Below are 13,621 nucleotides of genomic sequence, written 5' to 3'. Positions count from 1 at the left end.
GTGACTGAGAAATTCCTGTCCCAGGACGAGGTCGATGCCCTGCTCAAGGGCGTGACCGGGGAGCAGGACGAGACAGGCCCAGCCCCGCAGACCGAGGGCATAAGACCGTACAACCTGGCCACGCAGGAGCGCATCGTGCGCGGCCGCATGGCCACGCTCGAACTGCTCAACGACCGCTTTGCCCGCTTCCTGCGCATCGGACTGTTCAACTTCCTGCGCCGCAGCGCCGAGGTACTGGCCGGCAGCGTGCGGGTGATCAAGTACAGCGAATTCCTGCGCCACCTGGTGGTGCCGACCAACCTGAACCTGGTGCAGATCAAGCCGCTGCGCGGCACGGCGCTGATCGTGATGGACCCCGACCTGGTGTTCCTGTTCGTCGACAACTTCTTCGGCGGCGACGGACGCTTCCAGACCCGGATCGAAGGCCGGGACTTCACCCAGACCGAGCAGCGCACGATCCAGCGCATCCTGGCCATCATCTTCGAGAACTATGCCAAGTCCTGGGAGTCGGTCTACCCGATCGAGTTCGAATTTGTGCGCTCGGAGATGAACACCCAGTTCGCCACCATCGCGACGCCCAACGAGATCGTGGTGGTGACCACCTTCAGCGTCGAACTCGGGGTGGTCGGCGGCGAGATGCATATCTGCACGCCCTACTCGATGATCGAGCCGATCCGCGACCTGCTGACGAGCAATATGCAAGGCGAGTCGCTGACGCTCGACCAGCGCTGGGTGCAGCAGATGAAGCAGCAGATCCAGGTTGCCGAGGTCGAGGCGGTCGCCAACCTCTGCACCGCTCCGTCGACGCTGCGCGATGTGCTGAATTTCAAGGTCGGCGATGTGATCCCGGTCGAGCTGCCGTCAACGGTCGAACTCAAGGTCGAGGAAGTGCCGGTGCTCGAATGCAGCTACGGTCAACTCAACGGCCAGTACGCACTACGGGTCGAAAAGCTGCTGCAAGGCGGCAAGAGCATGTTATCGCAAGGAGTCCAAGATGAGCAATGAGGACAAGGAAGGCGGTATCACCGCCGACGACTGGGGTGCCGCGCTGTCCGAGCAAGGCCAGGCCGAGGCGCTGCAGGCCAAGCCGGCAACCGCCGATGTGTTCCAGGACTTTTCCGAGCGCAGCACCAAGTCCAGCACCACGCACGACATCGAATTCATCCTCGACATCCCGGTGCAGTTGACGGTGGAGCTGGGTCGGACCAAGATCGCGATCAAGAACCTGCTGCAACTGGCCCAGGGCTCGGTGATCGAGCTCAACGGCCTGGCCGGCGAGCCGATGGACGTGCTGGTCAACGGCTGCCTGATCGCCCAGGGCGAAGTGGTGGTGGTCAACGACAAGTTCGGCATCCGGCTGACCGACATCACGAGTCCGGCCGAACGAATCAGAAAGCTCAACCGATGATGTCGAGTCTGCTGCAAATCACGCTGGCGCTCGGCCTGGTGCTGGGCCTAATCGCGGCGGCCGCCTGGCTGCTGCAGCGCCTGTACCAGCCGCGCGCGGGCCAGGGCGCGCTGATCCAGCTGCACGCCAGCGCCGCGCTGGGCGCGCGCGAACGGGTGGTGCTGCTCGAGGTCGGCGGCCAGTGGCTGCTGGTCGGCGTGGCGCCGGGCCAGGTCAATACCCTGCTGCAACTGCCGGGGCCGCCGACGAACCTGCCGGCCCCATCCGCCGACTCGCGCAGCGCCGCCAACAACTGGCTCAACACCTACCTGAACCGACACCATGAGCAGCGCTGAACCCCAATGGTGCCAGCTGGGGCGCCGGGTCCGGCTGGCGGGGCTGCTGCTGTCGCTGGCCTGTCTGCCGCTGGCCGCCCAGGCCCAGGCCTTGCCAGGGCTCGAGCTGGCACGCTCGGCCAATGGCGGCCAGAGCTACAGCCTGAACCTGCAGATCCTGCTGCTGCTGACCTCGCTGACCTTCCTGCCGGCGGTGGTGCTGATGATGACCTGCTTCACGCGCATCATCATCGTGCTGTCGCTGCTGCGCATGGCGCTGGGTACCCAGTCGACACCGCCGAACCAGGTGCTGGTGGGGCTGGCGCTGTTCCTGAGCCTGTTCGTCATGAGCCCGGTACTCGACCGCGTCTATGTCGAGGCCTACCAGCCGCTGGCCGAGAACAAGATCTCGGTCAGCCAGGCACTCGAGCAGGCGGCCGAACCGCTCAAGGGCTTCATGCTCAAGCAGACCCGCCAGGCCGACCTGGCCTTGTTCATCAAGCTGTCCGGCCAGCCGGCGCCGCAGGACGCGGGCGAAGTCCAGCTGCGCGTGCTGGTGCCGGCCTTCGTCACGAGCGAGCTCAAGACCGCGTTCCAGATCGGCTTTGCGGTCTTCCTGCCGTTCCTGATCATCGACATGGTGGTCGCGAGCGTGCTGATGTCGATGGGCATGATGATGGTCTCACCCTCGATCGTCTCGCTGCCGTTCAAGCTGATGCTGTTCGTGCTGGTCGACGGCTGGCAGCTGCTGCTGGGTTCACTGGCCGAGAGCTTCGCCTGAAGGAGACCCGATGACACCCGAAAACATCATGACGCTGGGCCGCCAGGCCATCGAGGTGACCGTCATGGTCGCCGCCCCGCTGCTGCTGGTCGCGCTGGTGGTCGGCCTGATCGTCAGCATCTTCCAGGCCGCGACGCAGATCAACGAGGCCACGTTGTCCTTCATCCCCAAGCTGCTGGGCATCTTTGCCACGCTGGTGCTCGCGGGCCCCTGGATGCTGGGCGTGCTGACCGACTACCTGAGGTTGATGCTGACCAGCCTGCCCAGCCTGGCTGGCTAAGCCATGGTCGAATTCACGAGCACCCAGCTGTTTGGCTGGGTCAGCGCCTTTCTCTGGCCGCTGACCCGCATCCTCGGGGTGATCGCCAGCGCACCGCTGCTGAGCCACAGAAGCATACCGACCCGCGTCAAGCTGGGCCTGGGCCTGCTGCTGGCAATGCTGGTCGCACCCGCGCTGCCGCCGTTTCCCGAACAGGACCCGCTGTCCTGGGCCGGCCTGCTGATCCTGGCTCAGCAGATGCTGATCGGGCTGGCGATCGGCTTCGTGCTGCGCATCATCTTCACCGGCGTGGAACTGGCCGGCGAGATGATCGGCATGACGATGGGGCTGGGCTTCGCGACCTTCTTCGATCCGGGCTCGCAGGGCCGCTCATCGGTGATCAGCCAGTTCCTGTCGCTGCTGCTGCTACTGCTGTTCCTGGGCAGCGACCTGCATCTGCTGCTGATCGAAGCCCTGGTCGAGAGCTTTACACTGCTGCCGATCACGACCGAACCGGTACAGCGCGGCGGCCTGCAGCAAATCGCCTACTGGGGCGCCCGGATCTTCGGCCTCGGGCTGCAGCTGGCCATGCCGGCACTGACGGCGCTGCTGATCACGAACATGGCGCTGGGCGTGCTGACCCGGGCCGCGCCGCAGCTCAACCTGTTCGGCATCGGCTTTCCGGTCACGATGACCGTGGGCTTCGTGATGATCATGCTGAGCCTGCCCTACTGGAGTCAGCCTATGCTCGAAGCCCTGCGCGAGGGCCTGGCCATGGTGCGCCAGGTCACGCTGGCGCTCAGTCCGGCTTGAAGCCGGTTTTGATCCCGGCCTGGGCCGGGACTCCGACGCGCCGGCTTCAGGCCGACTTGAACACCTTGACCGCCTCGACCAGCTGCACCGCCTGATCCTGCAGGCTCTCGGCAGCGGCCATCGACTGCTCGACCATCGCGGCATTGCGCTGCGTCATCTCGTCAATCTGCGAAATCGCCTGGTTGACCTGGCCGATGCCTTCCGACTGCTCGGACGACAGGCGGTTGATGTCGCTCATCAGGGTGCTGACGCGGCGGGAATGGCTGACCACGTCGGCGATGGTGCTGCCGGCGGACTGCACCAGTCGAGCCCCCTGCTCGACCTTGTCGACGCTGGCGCCGATCAGGTCCTTGATTTCCTTGGCCGCCAGGGCGCTGCGCTGGGCCAGGCTGCGCACCTCGGTCGCCACCACGGCAAAGCCGCGGCCCTGCTCGCCCGCGCGCGCGGCCTCGACTGCGGCGTTGAGCGCCAGGATATTGGTCTGGAACGCGATGCCGTCAATCACGCCGATGATGTCGCCGATCTTCTGGCTGCTCTGGTTGATCTCGTTCATGGTGCTGACGACCTGGCCGACGACCTCGCCGCCACGCTGCGCGACCTCGGCGTTTTCCACTGCCATGGTCATGGCTTCGCGGGTGGCGTCGGCGGTCTGGCGCACCGAACTGGTCAGCTCCTCCATGCTGGCAGCGGTCTGCTCGATGCTGCTGGCAGCGCTCTCGGAGCGCACGCTGAGGTCGCGGTCGCCACTGGCAATCTCGGCGCTGGCAATACGCATGCTGGCGGCCACCTGGTTGACGGTGCTGACAGCGCCCTGCATGCGCTGCAGCGCCTGTTCCAAGGCCTGGCCCAGGGCCGTCTTGGCCTGCAGGTCGTTGAGTTGCAGCGAGATGCCATCGACCTGGTTGATGCGATGGACCATCTGTTGCAGCTCCAGGCCCTCGCTGGCCGCCTGCGCCATGCCGCGCACCAGCATCAGCTCGAGCGCCGTCTGGACGATCACATAGAAGGCATGCAGCAGGATGCGGCCGAAATCGGGTTCGTTCAGGCAATAAAAGCCCAGACCCGCTGCCATCAGGCGGTCAAACAGGATGTGGTGCAGTGCGAACAGGCCGGCCGCCAGCAGGATCGGGCGCCAGTCGAGGTAGACCATCACCAGCGCCAGCGAGGCGAAGACGCCGAAGTGGTATTCGGTGGTGCCGCGCGAGAGCTGGATATGCAGAATGACCAGGCCCACCAGGCAGGCGGTCAGGACCAGGCGTGAAGTCAGGGTGCCGCGCGCCAGCGCGAAGGCCAGTCCCGCCACGCCGACCAGCAGGGCGACCCCGATGAAGGCGGTGGTCGCCTCGACGAATTGAAAGCCCAGCACGATCGCGCCCAGGGCGCTCAAGGCAATCGCGATCAAGAGCACCTGGTCCCCCAGCAGCTCTCGGTGACCAAGAGTGGGGGCGCGATCAGACAGCTGGTTCATTGAGGGGTATCGGGTTGCAACAGAAGATCATGACATCCTAGTAGGATAGGATAACCAATATCAGCCTAGGTAATTGAACAGGCTCAGGCTGCTGACCATCTGGAAGGATTTCTGCGCCGCCTGCAGCGAGAGCTGCTGGCGCGACAGGTCGGACAGGGTCTTGTTGTAGTCGAGGTCCTGCAGGGCGTTCAGCTCCTGGGTGTTCTGCAGCAAGCGCGCGCCGCTGAGGTCGTCGAGCCGGTCGAGTTCGCCCAGATGAACACCGATGGCGGTCTGGCGACTACTGAGCGCGACCTGGGTCGACTCGATCGACTGGCTCAGTGTCTTGAGCGAATCCGCACGCTGCGCCGGGCTCAGGCTGCCATCCTCCAACTGGGCAATGGTCTGGCCCAGCAGCGCGAACAGGTCCTTGTCATTGCTGTCCTTGGGAAACAGCGATCGGCCCCCCTCGCGGATCGCCATCTCGCGCCCGGTCTCGACCTGCACCAGTTGCGGCTGGTCATCACCGAGATAGCTGACACCGCTGGCATCACTCTGGAAAGGCTGGGTCGTTGATTTCTGGCCGGCGAACAGGTAGTTGCCGCTGCTGTCGGTGCTGTTGGCCAGACCGAGCATCTGCTCCTGCTGGCCCTTGAGCACAATCGCGATGCTGGCCAGGTCCTCGCTGGTGCGCGTGCTGTTGTTGGCCAGAATGACCTGCTCGTTGATGCCCGCCAGATTGTCCTGCATGCTGGTCAGCGTGATGTCGGCCAGGCCCATGTTGCTGCGCAGGCTCTCGCGGTTCTTGCCGAACTGCTCGCGCACCGCCATCGACTGCGTGACGTCGAGCGCGCGCACGGCGGCAGCGGGGTCCTGTGACGGCGTCAGCAGCTTGCTGCCCGAGGCAATCTGCTGCATCGTCTGGCCGACCTTGGCTTGCAGGTCGGACAGGCGGGCGCCACTGCCGCTGTAGAAGTTCTGGGTGCTGATACGCATCGCGGGTGTTCCTTCCGGGCTCAGCGGCCCATGTCAAGTACGGTGCTGAACAATTGCTGGGCCATCTGCATGACCTTGCCTGCGGCCTGATAGGCCTGCTGATAGCGCATCAGGTCAGTGGCCTCCTCGTCGAGGTTGACGCCCGAGGCGTTCTGCAGGGCGGTTTCAGTCTGGGCATTGATCTGGCTGGCCGACTGGCTGGTGAGCTGCAACTCGCGCGTCTGGCTGCCGATGCGCCCGACCATCTGACCATAGGCCGACTGGATGCTGCTGGTGCCGCCGTTGAGCGTCTTGGCGTTTTGCTGCCCGATCATCTGGCGCAGGTTGCCGCTATCGCCGGCCGCTGCCGTCTCGGCCGAGGCCAGGGCGAGGTCGCGCCCATCCTGCAGCGCCACACCGATGCCGCGGGCCGCGTGGGCCGTGGGCCGGATCAGGAAGCTGTCACCGGCCTTGAGTTCGCCGCTGAGCTCAAGCGTGAAGCCCTGCTCGGCGCTGGCCGCCAACACCTCATCGGCATTGGCCGAGCTCGCAACGATCTGCTGGTCCGGGCTGCGCAGCAGCTGATACTGGTCGCCCGCAAGGCGGAAAGTGAAGTCGCTGGCCGTCAGCTTGGAGATATCGCCGAGCTCGGCCCCCAGGCTGGCCACGCCCTGGTTGCTGCTGGACGCGGCGACACCGACGGGGGGCAGATCGAACAGCGGCTTGCCGGCGACGCCGGTCTGGTCATAGCCCTTGACCTGCTGGGCATTGATGCCGCTGGCCAGCCCGATCGCCACCAGGCCCAGCGCGTTCTGCGCTGGCGCCAGCGTCTGGTCACGAAAGGCGAGCAGGCCGCCGAGCGCCCCGCCCACCGGCTGCTGACTCGACAGGGGAGCCCCAGCCTGGTTGCCGAAATCCTGCACCACCTCGAGGCGGCCACTGTCGGTTTTCGACGGCTGGGTCTTGAACTGATGAGCCGTGGAGCCCGTCACCAGGGGCTGGCCATTGCCAATGAAAACGTTGACCTGGTCGTCTTGCTCATTGACGGAAATCTTGACCACCTTGCTGAGGTCGCGCAGCACCTGGTCGCGCTGATCGAGCAGGTCATTGGATTGGCTGCCAGGCATGCCCTTGGCATTGACAATCGCCTGGTTCAGGCCTACCAGATGCTGCGCGGCGGAGTTGAGATCCTGCACGCTCGATTCGATCTGGCTGTTGACGCCCTGGCCGATCTCGTCGAGCTGGTTGCTCATGTCCTTGAAGCGCGTCGTCACCGACTCGGCACTGAACAGCACGCTCTGGCGCAGCGTGGCATCGGCCGGTGCGGTCGAGACATTCTGCAGGGTATTGAAGAAGTCCTGCAGCGCCGGCGCCACGCCGACCGAACTGTCGGCCATCATGTTGTCGATCTGCTGGATCTGGCCGTACTGGACTTCGAGCTGGCTCTGTTGCGACTGGGTCGACAACAGCTGAGTGCCGAGAAAGCTGCTGTAGTTGCGCTTGACCTCAGCCACCTGCGCGCCCATGCCCACAGTGGCCGCGGCCTGGGCACCAGCCTGGCCCGCCACCTGGACCACGGTCTGGCGGTTGTAGCCGGGCGTGGCGGCATTCGCGATGTTGTGAGCGGCCGTGTTGACGCCTGCCTGCGCCACAGTCAGCGCGCTTTGTCCGATGGAGAAGATATTGGCCATGATGATGCTTTCAGGGACGCCCTACTGCTGTAACGGCAGGAAACGGCCAAACATGAGCCGCCAGCGGCAATCAGGTCGACATCGTGCGCCGGATCACCCGGGCCAGCTTGTCGGCATAGGCCGGATCGGTGGCGTAACCGGCCTTCTGCATGCCCTGGGCAAAGCCGGCCACGGTCTGCCCCGAGGCCAGCACCGACTGGTAGCGGGGATTCTTGAGCAGCATCGAGGCGTAGTCGTTGAAGGCCTCGGCGTAGGAATCGTAGGCACGGAATTTCGCCACCTTGCGCTGTGCGACGCCACCGACATACTCGGTCGTGACGACCTCGGCCACCTTGCCCTTCCAACTGGGGCCGGCCTTGATGCCGAACAGGTTGTGGCTGGTCGAGCCGTCTGACATCTTGATCTGGCGCCGGCCCCAACCGCTTTCGAGTGCGGCCTGACCGACAATGAAAGAGGACGGCAGGCCGGTGCGCTGCGAGGCCTGCTCGGCATGCTGGCCCACGCCCTGGAGAAAACTCTGCACCCGCGCGACCACGCCGGAAGCCGGCGCACTGGCCGACCGGAGCGGACGCTTGGCGGCGGCCGCAGCGCCGACCGCCGAGGCATTGGCATCGACAGTTGTACCGGTACTGGCGCTCGGACTGCCGACGCCGGGCTGCTGGCCTGGCACGGCGGCAGCGCCGCCAGCAGGATTGGCGCCAGCGGCATTGGCGCCGGACAGCGCGCCCGGCTGGCGCTGCATCTGGCGCAACATCATGTCGGCCAGGCCGATGCCGCGCTGTGCCATGGTCTGGCTCAGCTGCTGGTCCAGCATCGAGGTGTAGAGCTGACTGTCCTGGCTCTGCTCCTGGCCCGCAGCCGCCGTGGCCTGGCGCATGCTCTTGAGCATCATGTTGATGAACAGGCCCTCGAACTGCTGGGCCGAAGCCTTGAGCGCCTCCGGCGAGTTCTGCTTGGCGGACTGGCGCAGCGAGTTCAAGCCCTGCACGTCAAGCGCCAGGCTGTTGGGATCGTTCAGTGGCTTCAGGCTCATGATGGGACTCAGATCACTTCAAGTTCGGCCCGCAAGGCGCCGGCGGCCTTCATCGCCTGCAGGATGGCCAACAGGTCCTGCGGCGTGGCACCGATCGCGTTGAGGGCCTTGACCACATCGGCCAGCAGGACGGCGCGCGGCAGCAGCATGAGCTGGCCGGGCTCCTGCTTGATCTCGATATTGGTGCGGGTTGTCACCACCGTCTGGCCCTGCGACAGCGGAGCGGGCTGGCTGACCTCGGCGCTGCTGCCGATCACGATCGAGAGGTTGCCGTGCGCCACCGCGCAGGCCTCGAGCGTGACGGCCTGGTTCATCACGATCGAACCGGTGCGACCATTGAGCACCACCTTGGGCGCTTGCTGGGTCGGCGTGACCTCGAGCGCCTCGAGCGCGCCCAGGAAGGCCACGCGCTGGTCCTGCTGCTGCGGCGCCTGCACCTGAATCACGCGCCCGTTCTGCGCCGTGGCGGTGGCCGGACCGAAACGCCGGTTCAGCGCCTCGACCACCCTACTGGCGGCGCCGAAGTCGCTGTCCTTGAGTTCCAGCGTCACGGTGTCGCCCTGCCCCAGTTCGGTCGGCACGCTGCGCTCGACGGTGGCGCCGCCGCTGATGCGTCCGACGTTGAGGTGATTGACCTGCGCCTTGGCGCCAGCCGCCGCGGCACCGGCACCGCTGACCAGCACATTGCCCTGCGCCAGGGCATAGACCTGGCCATCGGCGCCCTTGAGCGGCGTCATCAGCAAGGTGCCGCCGCGCAGGCTCTTGGCGCTGCCCATCGAGGAAACGGTCACATCGAGCGACTGGCCAGTCTGGACGAAGGCCGGCAGGCTGGTGGTGACCATCACGCCGGCGACGTTCTTGGCCTGCAAGTTGACGCCCGGCGGCAGGGTCATCCCCATCTGCTGCAGCATGTTGACCACCGCCTGGACCGTGAACGGCGACTGGTCGCCAGTGCCGTCGAGGCCGACGACCAGGCCATAGCCCAGCAGCGGGTTGTAGCGCACGCCCTGCAGGGTCGCGAGGTCCTTGATGCGCTCGGCCTGGGCCGGGCCTGCCAGCAGCAGGCACAGGACGAACAGGCCGCGGCGCAGACCGGGCAGCGAGAACAAGGTAGGCAGTGACATCAAAGCGGCAGGATGCTGTAGAACAGGCGGTTGAGCATGCTGGCGAGCTGGGACTTGTCGATCTGGCTATTGGTCCGGTACTCCAGCCGCGCATCGGCGACCTGGGTCGACGGGACCGTGTTGCCGGCGCTGATCGAAGCCGGCGCCACGACGCCGGAGAAGCGGATGAACTCGGACCCCTTGTCGAGGCCGATCTGCTTTTCTCCGCCGACGAGCAGGTTGCCGTTGGGCAGCACCTCGATCACGCTGACAGCCAGGGTGCCGAGGAAGTTCGAACCGGCCGCACCCGCCTCCTTGTTGCTGGAGGTATTGCTGCCGCCGGCCTGCAGGCCCAGCCAGTCCGACACGGTGGCCGGCAACAGCGACAGCTTGCCGGCCTGGCTGTTGACGCTGGCGGAATTGGTGGCCGAAGCCGAGGCGCGCTTGTCGGCCTGGGCCTTTTCGTTGATGACGATGGTCAGCACATCGCCGACCGCGCGGGCGCGCCGATCCTCGAACAGCGGGCGATAGGCCTGGGCCTGGAAGATTGCACCCGGGCTGGGACTGGTCAACGCGGCCGGCTGGGCGCGCGCACTGGTCGGGTTGGGCACGATGGAGCTGGGCTGCACCGCGCTGCAGCCGGCCAGAGCCAGGCAGAGGAGAGCGGTCAAAGGCTTGAACATGGACATCACCGGATCAAAGCTGGGCAATTTTCTGCAGCATCTGGTCGGACGCGGTGACGGCCTTGCTGTTGAGTTCATAGGCGCGCTGGGCCTGCACCATGTTGACCATCTCCTCGACCACGTTGACGTTGGCCGCCTCGACAAAACCCTGCGACAGCTGGCCCAGGCCGTTGGTGCCGGGGTCGTTGACGATCGGCGCGCCCGAAGCACCAGTCTCGTAATACAGGTTCTCGCCCCTGGCCTCGAGACCGGCCGGGTTGATGAAGGAAGCCAGCTGCAGCGTGCCGAGCTCCTGTGCCGCGGCATTGCCCTGCACCGTCACGCTGACCTGGCCGCTGCGCGACACCGTCAGGACCTGGGCGTCGGCCGGCACGGTGATCTGGGGCAGCAGCAGGTAGCCGCTGGAAGTCACGAGCTGGCCCTGGTTGTCCACGTGGAAGGAGCCGTCACGGGTATAGCCGACCGTGCCGTCGGGCATCTGGACCTGGAAGAAGCCCTTGCCATCGATCGCGATGTCCTTGCTGTTGCCAGTCTGCATCAGGTTGCCCTGGGTGTGCAGCCGCTCGGTCGCGACCGGCTTGACGCCGGTGCCGAACTGCAGGCCGGTGGGAAACTGGGTCTGCTGCGAGGATGGCGCGCCAGGTTGACGCACGGTCTGGTACAGCAGGTCCTCGAACACCGCGCGCGAACGCTTGAAACCGTTGGTGTTGACGTTGGCGATGTTGTTGGTGATGACGTCCATCTGCGCTTGTTGCGCTTCCAGACCCGTCTTGGCCACCCAGAGTGAGCGAAGCATGACTTGTTCCTTTTATTTGGTGAGGAGATCGCGGGCGGTCAATTCAGGCTCAGCACCTGGTCGGCCTTGCTGGCATTGCCATCGGCATGCTTGAGCAGGCTCATCTGGGTGTCGAACTGGCGCCCCAGGTCGATCATGCGCACCATCGCGTCGACCACGCTGACGTTGCTGCCCTCGAGCGCGCCCGACTCGATCATGACGGCGGGATCGGCCTCGGCGTCGGCGCCACTGCGCAGCCGGAACAGTCCGTCATCGCCGCGTGCCAGACCGGCCTGCGGTGGGTTGACGAGCTTGAGGCGGCCGATCTGCTCCGCCACCGCCGGGCTCACGCCCGGCTGCAGCGCCGAGATCGTGCCATCGCGGCCGATCAGGAGTTCGACATCGGCCGGCAGGTTCAAGGGCCCGCCCTCGCCCAGCACCGGCAGGCCGGACTGAGTCAACAGCGCACCGTCGGGACCGAGCTTGAGCGAGCCGCTGCGGGTATAGGCTTCGCGGCCATCGGTGCCCAGCACCGACAACCAGCCCGCGCCTGGCAGCGCCAGATCGAGCACGCGACCGGTCTGCTGGATCGCTCCTGGCGTGAAGTCGGCCGCCACGGTGCTGCTTTGCACCTGGGCGCGGGTGGGTTTTTCACCGCCCGGCACCGGCATGGCGCGAAAGGCGTCGATCTGGGCACGAAAACCACCCGTCCCGACGTTGGCGAGGTTGTGCGCCACCGTGGTCTGCTGCTCGGCGACCTGCTTGGCGCCGGTCATGGCGGTGTAGATCAGACGGTCCATGGCTTAGTCCAAAAGGTTCAATGCGCTCAGCGACCGATGTTGACCACGGTCTGCATGGTCTCATCCTGGCGGCGCATCATTTCGGCCGCAGCCTGGAAGCTGCGCTGGGCCGAGATCATCTTGATCATCTCGAGCGTAAGGTCGATGTTGGCCGATTCGGTCGAGGACGACTTCAGCGAGCCCAGCACGCCGACGCCGGGCTGGTTGATCTCGGCCGAGCCGGAAGCCGAGGTCTCGAGCCACTGGTTGTTGCCCACAGCATGCAGGCCGTTGATGCTGCGGAAATTGGTCAGCACCACCTGGCCGAGCACCTTGCTGTTGCCGTTGTTGTAGCGCGCGGTGATGATGCCGTCCTCGGCCACGCTGTAGTTGAGCAACTGTCCGACGCCGCGGCCGTCCTGGCTCACGCGCACGGTGAACTTGGAGCCGTACTGGGTCGCGCTGCCGAGATCGAGCGCCATCTTGGTATTGTCGACCGTGATGCCGAATTCGCCCTTGGTGGTCGCAGCAGTGCTGGTGCCGGTGGCGCTGTCATAGACCGTCGAGGCCTGGACCTGACCCTTGGAATCGAAGGTCAGGCCGCCGAGCTTGGCGGGCTTGTCAGCTCCGCCCTGCCAGGCATAGACATCCCAGGTATTGTCGGCGAGCTTGACGTAGAAGGTCTGGACCCCGACTTCCTTGCCCTGCGCGGTATAGACCGTGGTGGTGGTGGAATGGGTATAGGTGGTCGGATCGGTCGGCTTGAACGCGGCGTAGGCGTCGTCAGACACCGTCTTGAGGGCCGCTTCACCGGCCGGCGCATCGACCGCCGCTGCCGCGGCGGCAGCAGCAGCGTCGGTGGCGGCAGTAGCTGCTTCGGCGTCGGCTGCGGTCTTGTCGGCCGCCGTGGCGTTCGGGTCGAGCGCGAGGGCTGCCGCCTTGGCGGCCGCAGTGTCAGAAGCCGCCTGCGCCGCCACGGCAATCGCCTGCGAGGCACCCGCCTTCGCGATCGCGGCCTTGTCGGCGGTCGAGGCGGAAGCGGCTGCGGACACCACTTCGGAGCGGGTGTCGAGCATCAGCTCGAGCGTGGCCTTGGCGGTCGGCTTGGGCGCATCGTTGGCCTGGCTGATCGTCAGCGGCACGGGCTTGCCGGTCTTGATCAGACCGCTGGCCGGATCGGCCAGGAAGCCGGTCAGCTTGTCGCCCATCGAGTTGACGATCTCGCCTTCCTTGTTGAGGTTGAACTGGCCGCCACGGGTGTAGGCCACCCGGTCGCCGCTTTCGACGCGGAAGAAGCCGGCACCGCTGATCGCGATGTCGAGCGGGTTGTTGGTGGCGCTGATGTCGCCTTGCGAGAAGCTCTGGCGTCCGCCCGTGGACCTGATGCCGGTCTCGGTATTCAACGCGGATGCCAGCGCATCCTCGAAATCCGAGCCCTTGAAACCCACGGTGTTGACGTTGGCGACGTTGTTGCCAATGACCTCGAGCCGCTTGGCGGAGGACTTGACGGCTGAGTTGTCAATCAGAAAGGCCATGACCGTAACCCCTTAAAAATATGAA

Annotated in this window: 15 protein-coding genes; 6 read left to right on the top strand and 9 right to left on the bottom strand. The window is 65.7% G+C overall.

What is annotated here, in order from left to right; translation table 11 throughout:
- The 6 genes from fliM to fliR are packed head-to-tail and all read left to right on the top strand — an operon-like array spanning nucleotide 1 to nucleotide 3,575.
- Complete coding sequence (gene fliM / locus C6P61_RS11210) at nucleotides 1-1,005, top strand: flagellar motor switch protein FliM (protein ID WP_105730047.1); 1,005 nt, start codon at nucleotides 1-3, stop codon at nucleotides 1,003-1,005.
- Entirely contained in the window at nucleotides 995-1,408 is a 414-nt protein-coding gene (fliN, locus tag C6P61_RS11205) for a flagellar motor switch protein FliN (RefSeq protein ID WP_105730016.1), read from the top strand. Before fliM ends, fliN begins: the two co-directional genes overlap by 11 nt.
- Nucleotides 1,405-1,743 carry a flagellar biosynthetic protein FliO gene (fliO, locus tag C6P61_RS11200; protein WP_105730015.1) on the top strand — a complete coding sequence of 113 codons (339 nt, stop codon included), beginning with the start codon at nucleotides 1,405-1,407 and terminating at the stop codon, nucleotides 1,741-1,743. The genes fliN and fliO overlap by 4 nt, the downstream gene beginning before the upstream one ends.
- Nucleotides 1,730-2,503: a flagellar type III secretion system pore protein FliP gene (fliP, locus tag C6P61_RS11195; RefSeq protein WP_105730014.1), complete on the top strand. Its 774-nt coding sequence runs from the start codon at nucleotides 1,730-1,732 to the stop codon at nucleotides 2,501-2,503. Before fliO ends, fliP begins: the two co-directional genes overlap by 14 nt.
- 10 nt (nucleotides 2,504-2,513) lie before the next feature.
- Nucleotides 2,514-2,783, top strand: coding sequence for a flagellar biosynthesis protein FliQ (gene fliQ, locus C6P61_RS11190; RefSeq protein ID WP_105730013.1), 270 nt, complete (start codon nucleotides 2,514-2,516; stop codon nucleotides 2,781-2,783).
- 3 nt (nucleotides 2,784-2,786) lie between these two features.
- Nucleotides 2,787-3,575: a flagellar biosynthetic protein FliR gene (gene fliR / locus C6P61_RS11185; RefSeq protein WP_105730012.1), complete on the top strand. Its 789-nt coding sequence runs from the start codon at nucleotides 2,787-2,789 to the stop codon at nucleotides 3,573-3,575.
- Nucleotides 3,576-3,621: 46 nt separating this feature from the next.
- Here the strand turns inward: fliR and C6P61_RS18290 are convergent, their stop codons facing one another.
- The 9 genes from C6P61_RS18290 to C6P61_RS11140 form a co-directional block, all read right to left on the bottom strand.
- Nucleotides 3,622-5,043: a methyl-accepting chemotaxis protein gene (locus C6P61_RS18290; protein ID WP_211296969.1), complete on the bottom strand. Its 1,422-nt coding sequence runs from the start codon at nucleotides 5,041-5,043 to the stop codon at nucleotides 3,622-3,624.
- 60 nt (nucleotides 5,044-5,103) lie between these two features.
- Nucleotides 5,104-6,018 carry a flagellar hook-associated protein FlgL gene (gene flgL / locus C6P61_RS11175; protein WP_105730011.1) on the bottom strand — a complete coding sequence of 305 codons (915 nt, stop codon included), beginning with the start codon at nucleotides 6,016-6,018 and terminating at the stop codon, nucleotides 5,104-5,106.
- 20 nt (nucleotides 6,019-6,038) lie between these two features.
- Nucleotides 6,039-7,688: a flagellar hook-associated protein FlgK gene (flgK, locus tag C6P61_RS11170; protein WP_105730010.1), complete on the bottom strand. Its 1,650-nt coding sequence runs from the start codon at nucleotides 7,686-7,688 to the stop codon at nucleotides 6,039-6,041.
- A gap of 70 nt (nucleotides 7,689-7,758) precedes the next feature.
- Nucleotides 7,759-8,721 (bottom strand): flagellar assembly peptidoglycan hydrolase FlgJ, encoded by a 963-nt coding sequence (gene flgJ, locus C6P61_RS11165; RefSeq protein ID WP_105730009.1) that lies wholly within the window; start codon nucleotides 8,719-8,721, stop codon nucleotides 7,759-7,761.
- 8 nt (nucleotides 8,722-8,729) lie between these two features.
- Nucleotides 8,730-9,845 (bottom strand): flagellar basal body P-ring protein FlgI, encoded by a 1,116-nt coding sequence (locus tag C6P61_RS11160; protein WP_105730008.1) that lies wholly within the window; start codon nucleotides 9,843-9,845, stop codon nucleotides 8,730-8,732.
- The gene (locus tag C6P61_RS11155; RefSeq protein WP_105730045.1) at nucleotides 9,845-10,507 is read right to left on the bottom strand and encodes a flagellar basal body L-ring protein FlgH; all 663 of its coding nucleotides are present in this window, start codon (nucleotides 10,505-10,507) and stop codon (nucleotides 9,845-9,847) included. Before C6P61_RS11155 ends, C6P61_RS11160 begins: the two co-directional genes overlap by 1 nt.
- Nucleotides 10,508-10,520: 13 nt before the next feature.
- Nucleotides 10,521-11,303 carry a flagellar basal-body rod protein FlgG gene (gene flgG, locus C6P61_RS11150; protein ID WP_105730007.1) on the bottom strand — a complete coding sequence of 261 codons (783 nt, stop codon included), beginning with the start codon at nucleotides 11,301-11,303 and terminating at the stop codon, nucleotides 10,521-10,523.
- Nucleotides 11,304-11,341: 38 nt separating this feature from the next.
- Nucleotides 11,342-12,082: a flagellar basal body rod protein FlgF gene (locus tag C6P61_RS11145; RefSeq protein WP_105730006.1), complete on the bottom strand. Its 741-nt coding sequence runs from the start codon at nucleotides 12,080-12,082 to the stop codon at nucleotides 11,342-11,344.
- Nucleotides 12,083-12,108: 26 nt separating this feature from the next.
- Nucleotides 12,109-13,596, bottom strand: coding sequence for a flagellar hook protein FlgE (locus C6P61_RS11140; protein ID WP_105730005.1), 1,488 nt, complete (start codon nucleotides 13,594-13,596; stop codon nucleotides 12,109-12,111).
- Nucleotides 13,597-13,621 lie beyond the last annotated feature (25 nt).

The sequence above is a fragment of the Malikia spinosa genome (assembly GCF_002980625.1).
GTDB lineage: Bacteria > Pseudomonadota > Gammaproteobacteria > Burkholderiales > Burkholderiaceae_C > Malikia > Malikia spinosa.
This window is presented reverse-complemented; position numbering and strand designations above follow the sequence as displayed.

Coding starts and splice junctions, on each gene's coding strand:
- fliN (WP_105730016.1), top strand. CDS start 995: ATGAGCAATGAGGACAAGGAAGGCGGTATCACCGCCGACGACTGGGGT.
- fliO (WP_105730015.1), top strand. CDS start 1,405: ATGATGTCGAGTCTGCTGCAAATCACGCTGGCGCTCGGCCTGGTGCTG.
- fliP (WP_105730014.1), top strand. CDS start 1,730: ATGAGCAGCGCTGAACCCCAATGGTGCCAGCTGGGGCGCCGGGTCCGG.
- fliQ (WP_105730013.1), top strand. CDS start 2,514: ATGACACCCGAAAACATCATGACGCTGGGCCGCCAGGCCATCGAGGTG.
- fliR (WP_105730012.1), top strand. CDS start 2,787: ATGGTCGAATTCACGAGCACCCAGCTGTTTGGCTGGGTCAGCGCCTTT.
- C6P61_RS18290 (WP_211296969.1), bottom strand. CDS start 5,043: ATGAACCAGCTGTCTGATCGCGCCCCCACTCTTGGTCACCGAGAGCTG.
- flgL (WP_105730011.1), bottom strand. CDS start 6,018: ATGCGTATCAGCACCCAGAACTTCTACAGCGGCAGTGGCGCCCGCCTG.
- flgK (WP_105730010.1), bottom strand. CDS start 7,688: ATGGCCAATATCTTCTCCATCGGACAAAGCGCGCTGACTGTGGCGCAG.
- flgJ (WP_105730009.1), bottom strand. CDS start 8,721: ATGAGCCTGAAGCCACTGAACGATCCCAACAGCCTGGCGCTTGACGTG.
- C6P61_RS11160 (WP_105730008.1), bottom strand. CDS start 9,845: ATGTCACTGCCTACCTTGTTCTCGCTGCCCGGTCTGCGCCGCGGCCTG.
- C6P61_RS11155 (WP_105730045.1), bottom strand. CDS start 10,507: ATGTTCAAGCCTTTGACCGCTCTCCTCTGCCTGGCTCTGGCCGGCTGC.
- flgG (WP_105730007.1), bottom strand. CDS start 11,303: ATGCTTCGCTCACTCTGGGTGGCCAAGACGGGTCTGGAAGCGCAACAA.
- C6P61_RS11145 (WP_105730006.1), bottom strand. CDS start 12,082: ATGGACCGTCTGATCTACACCGCCATGACCGGCGCCAAGCAGGTCGCC.
- C6P61_RS11140 (WP_105730005.1), bottom strand. CDS start 13,596: ATGGCCTTTCTGATTGACAACTCAGCCGTCAAGTCCTCCGCCAAGCGG.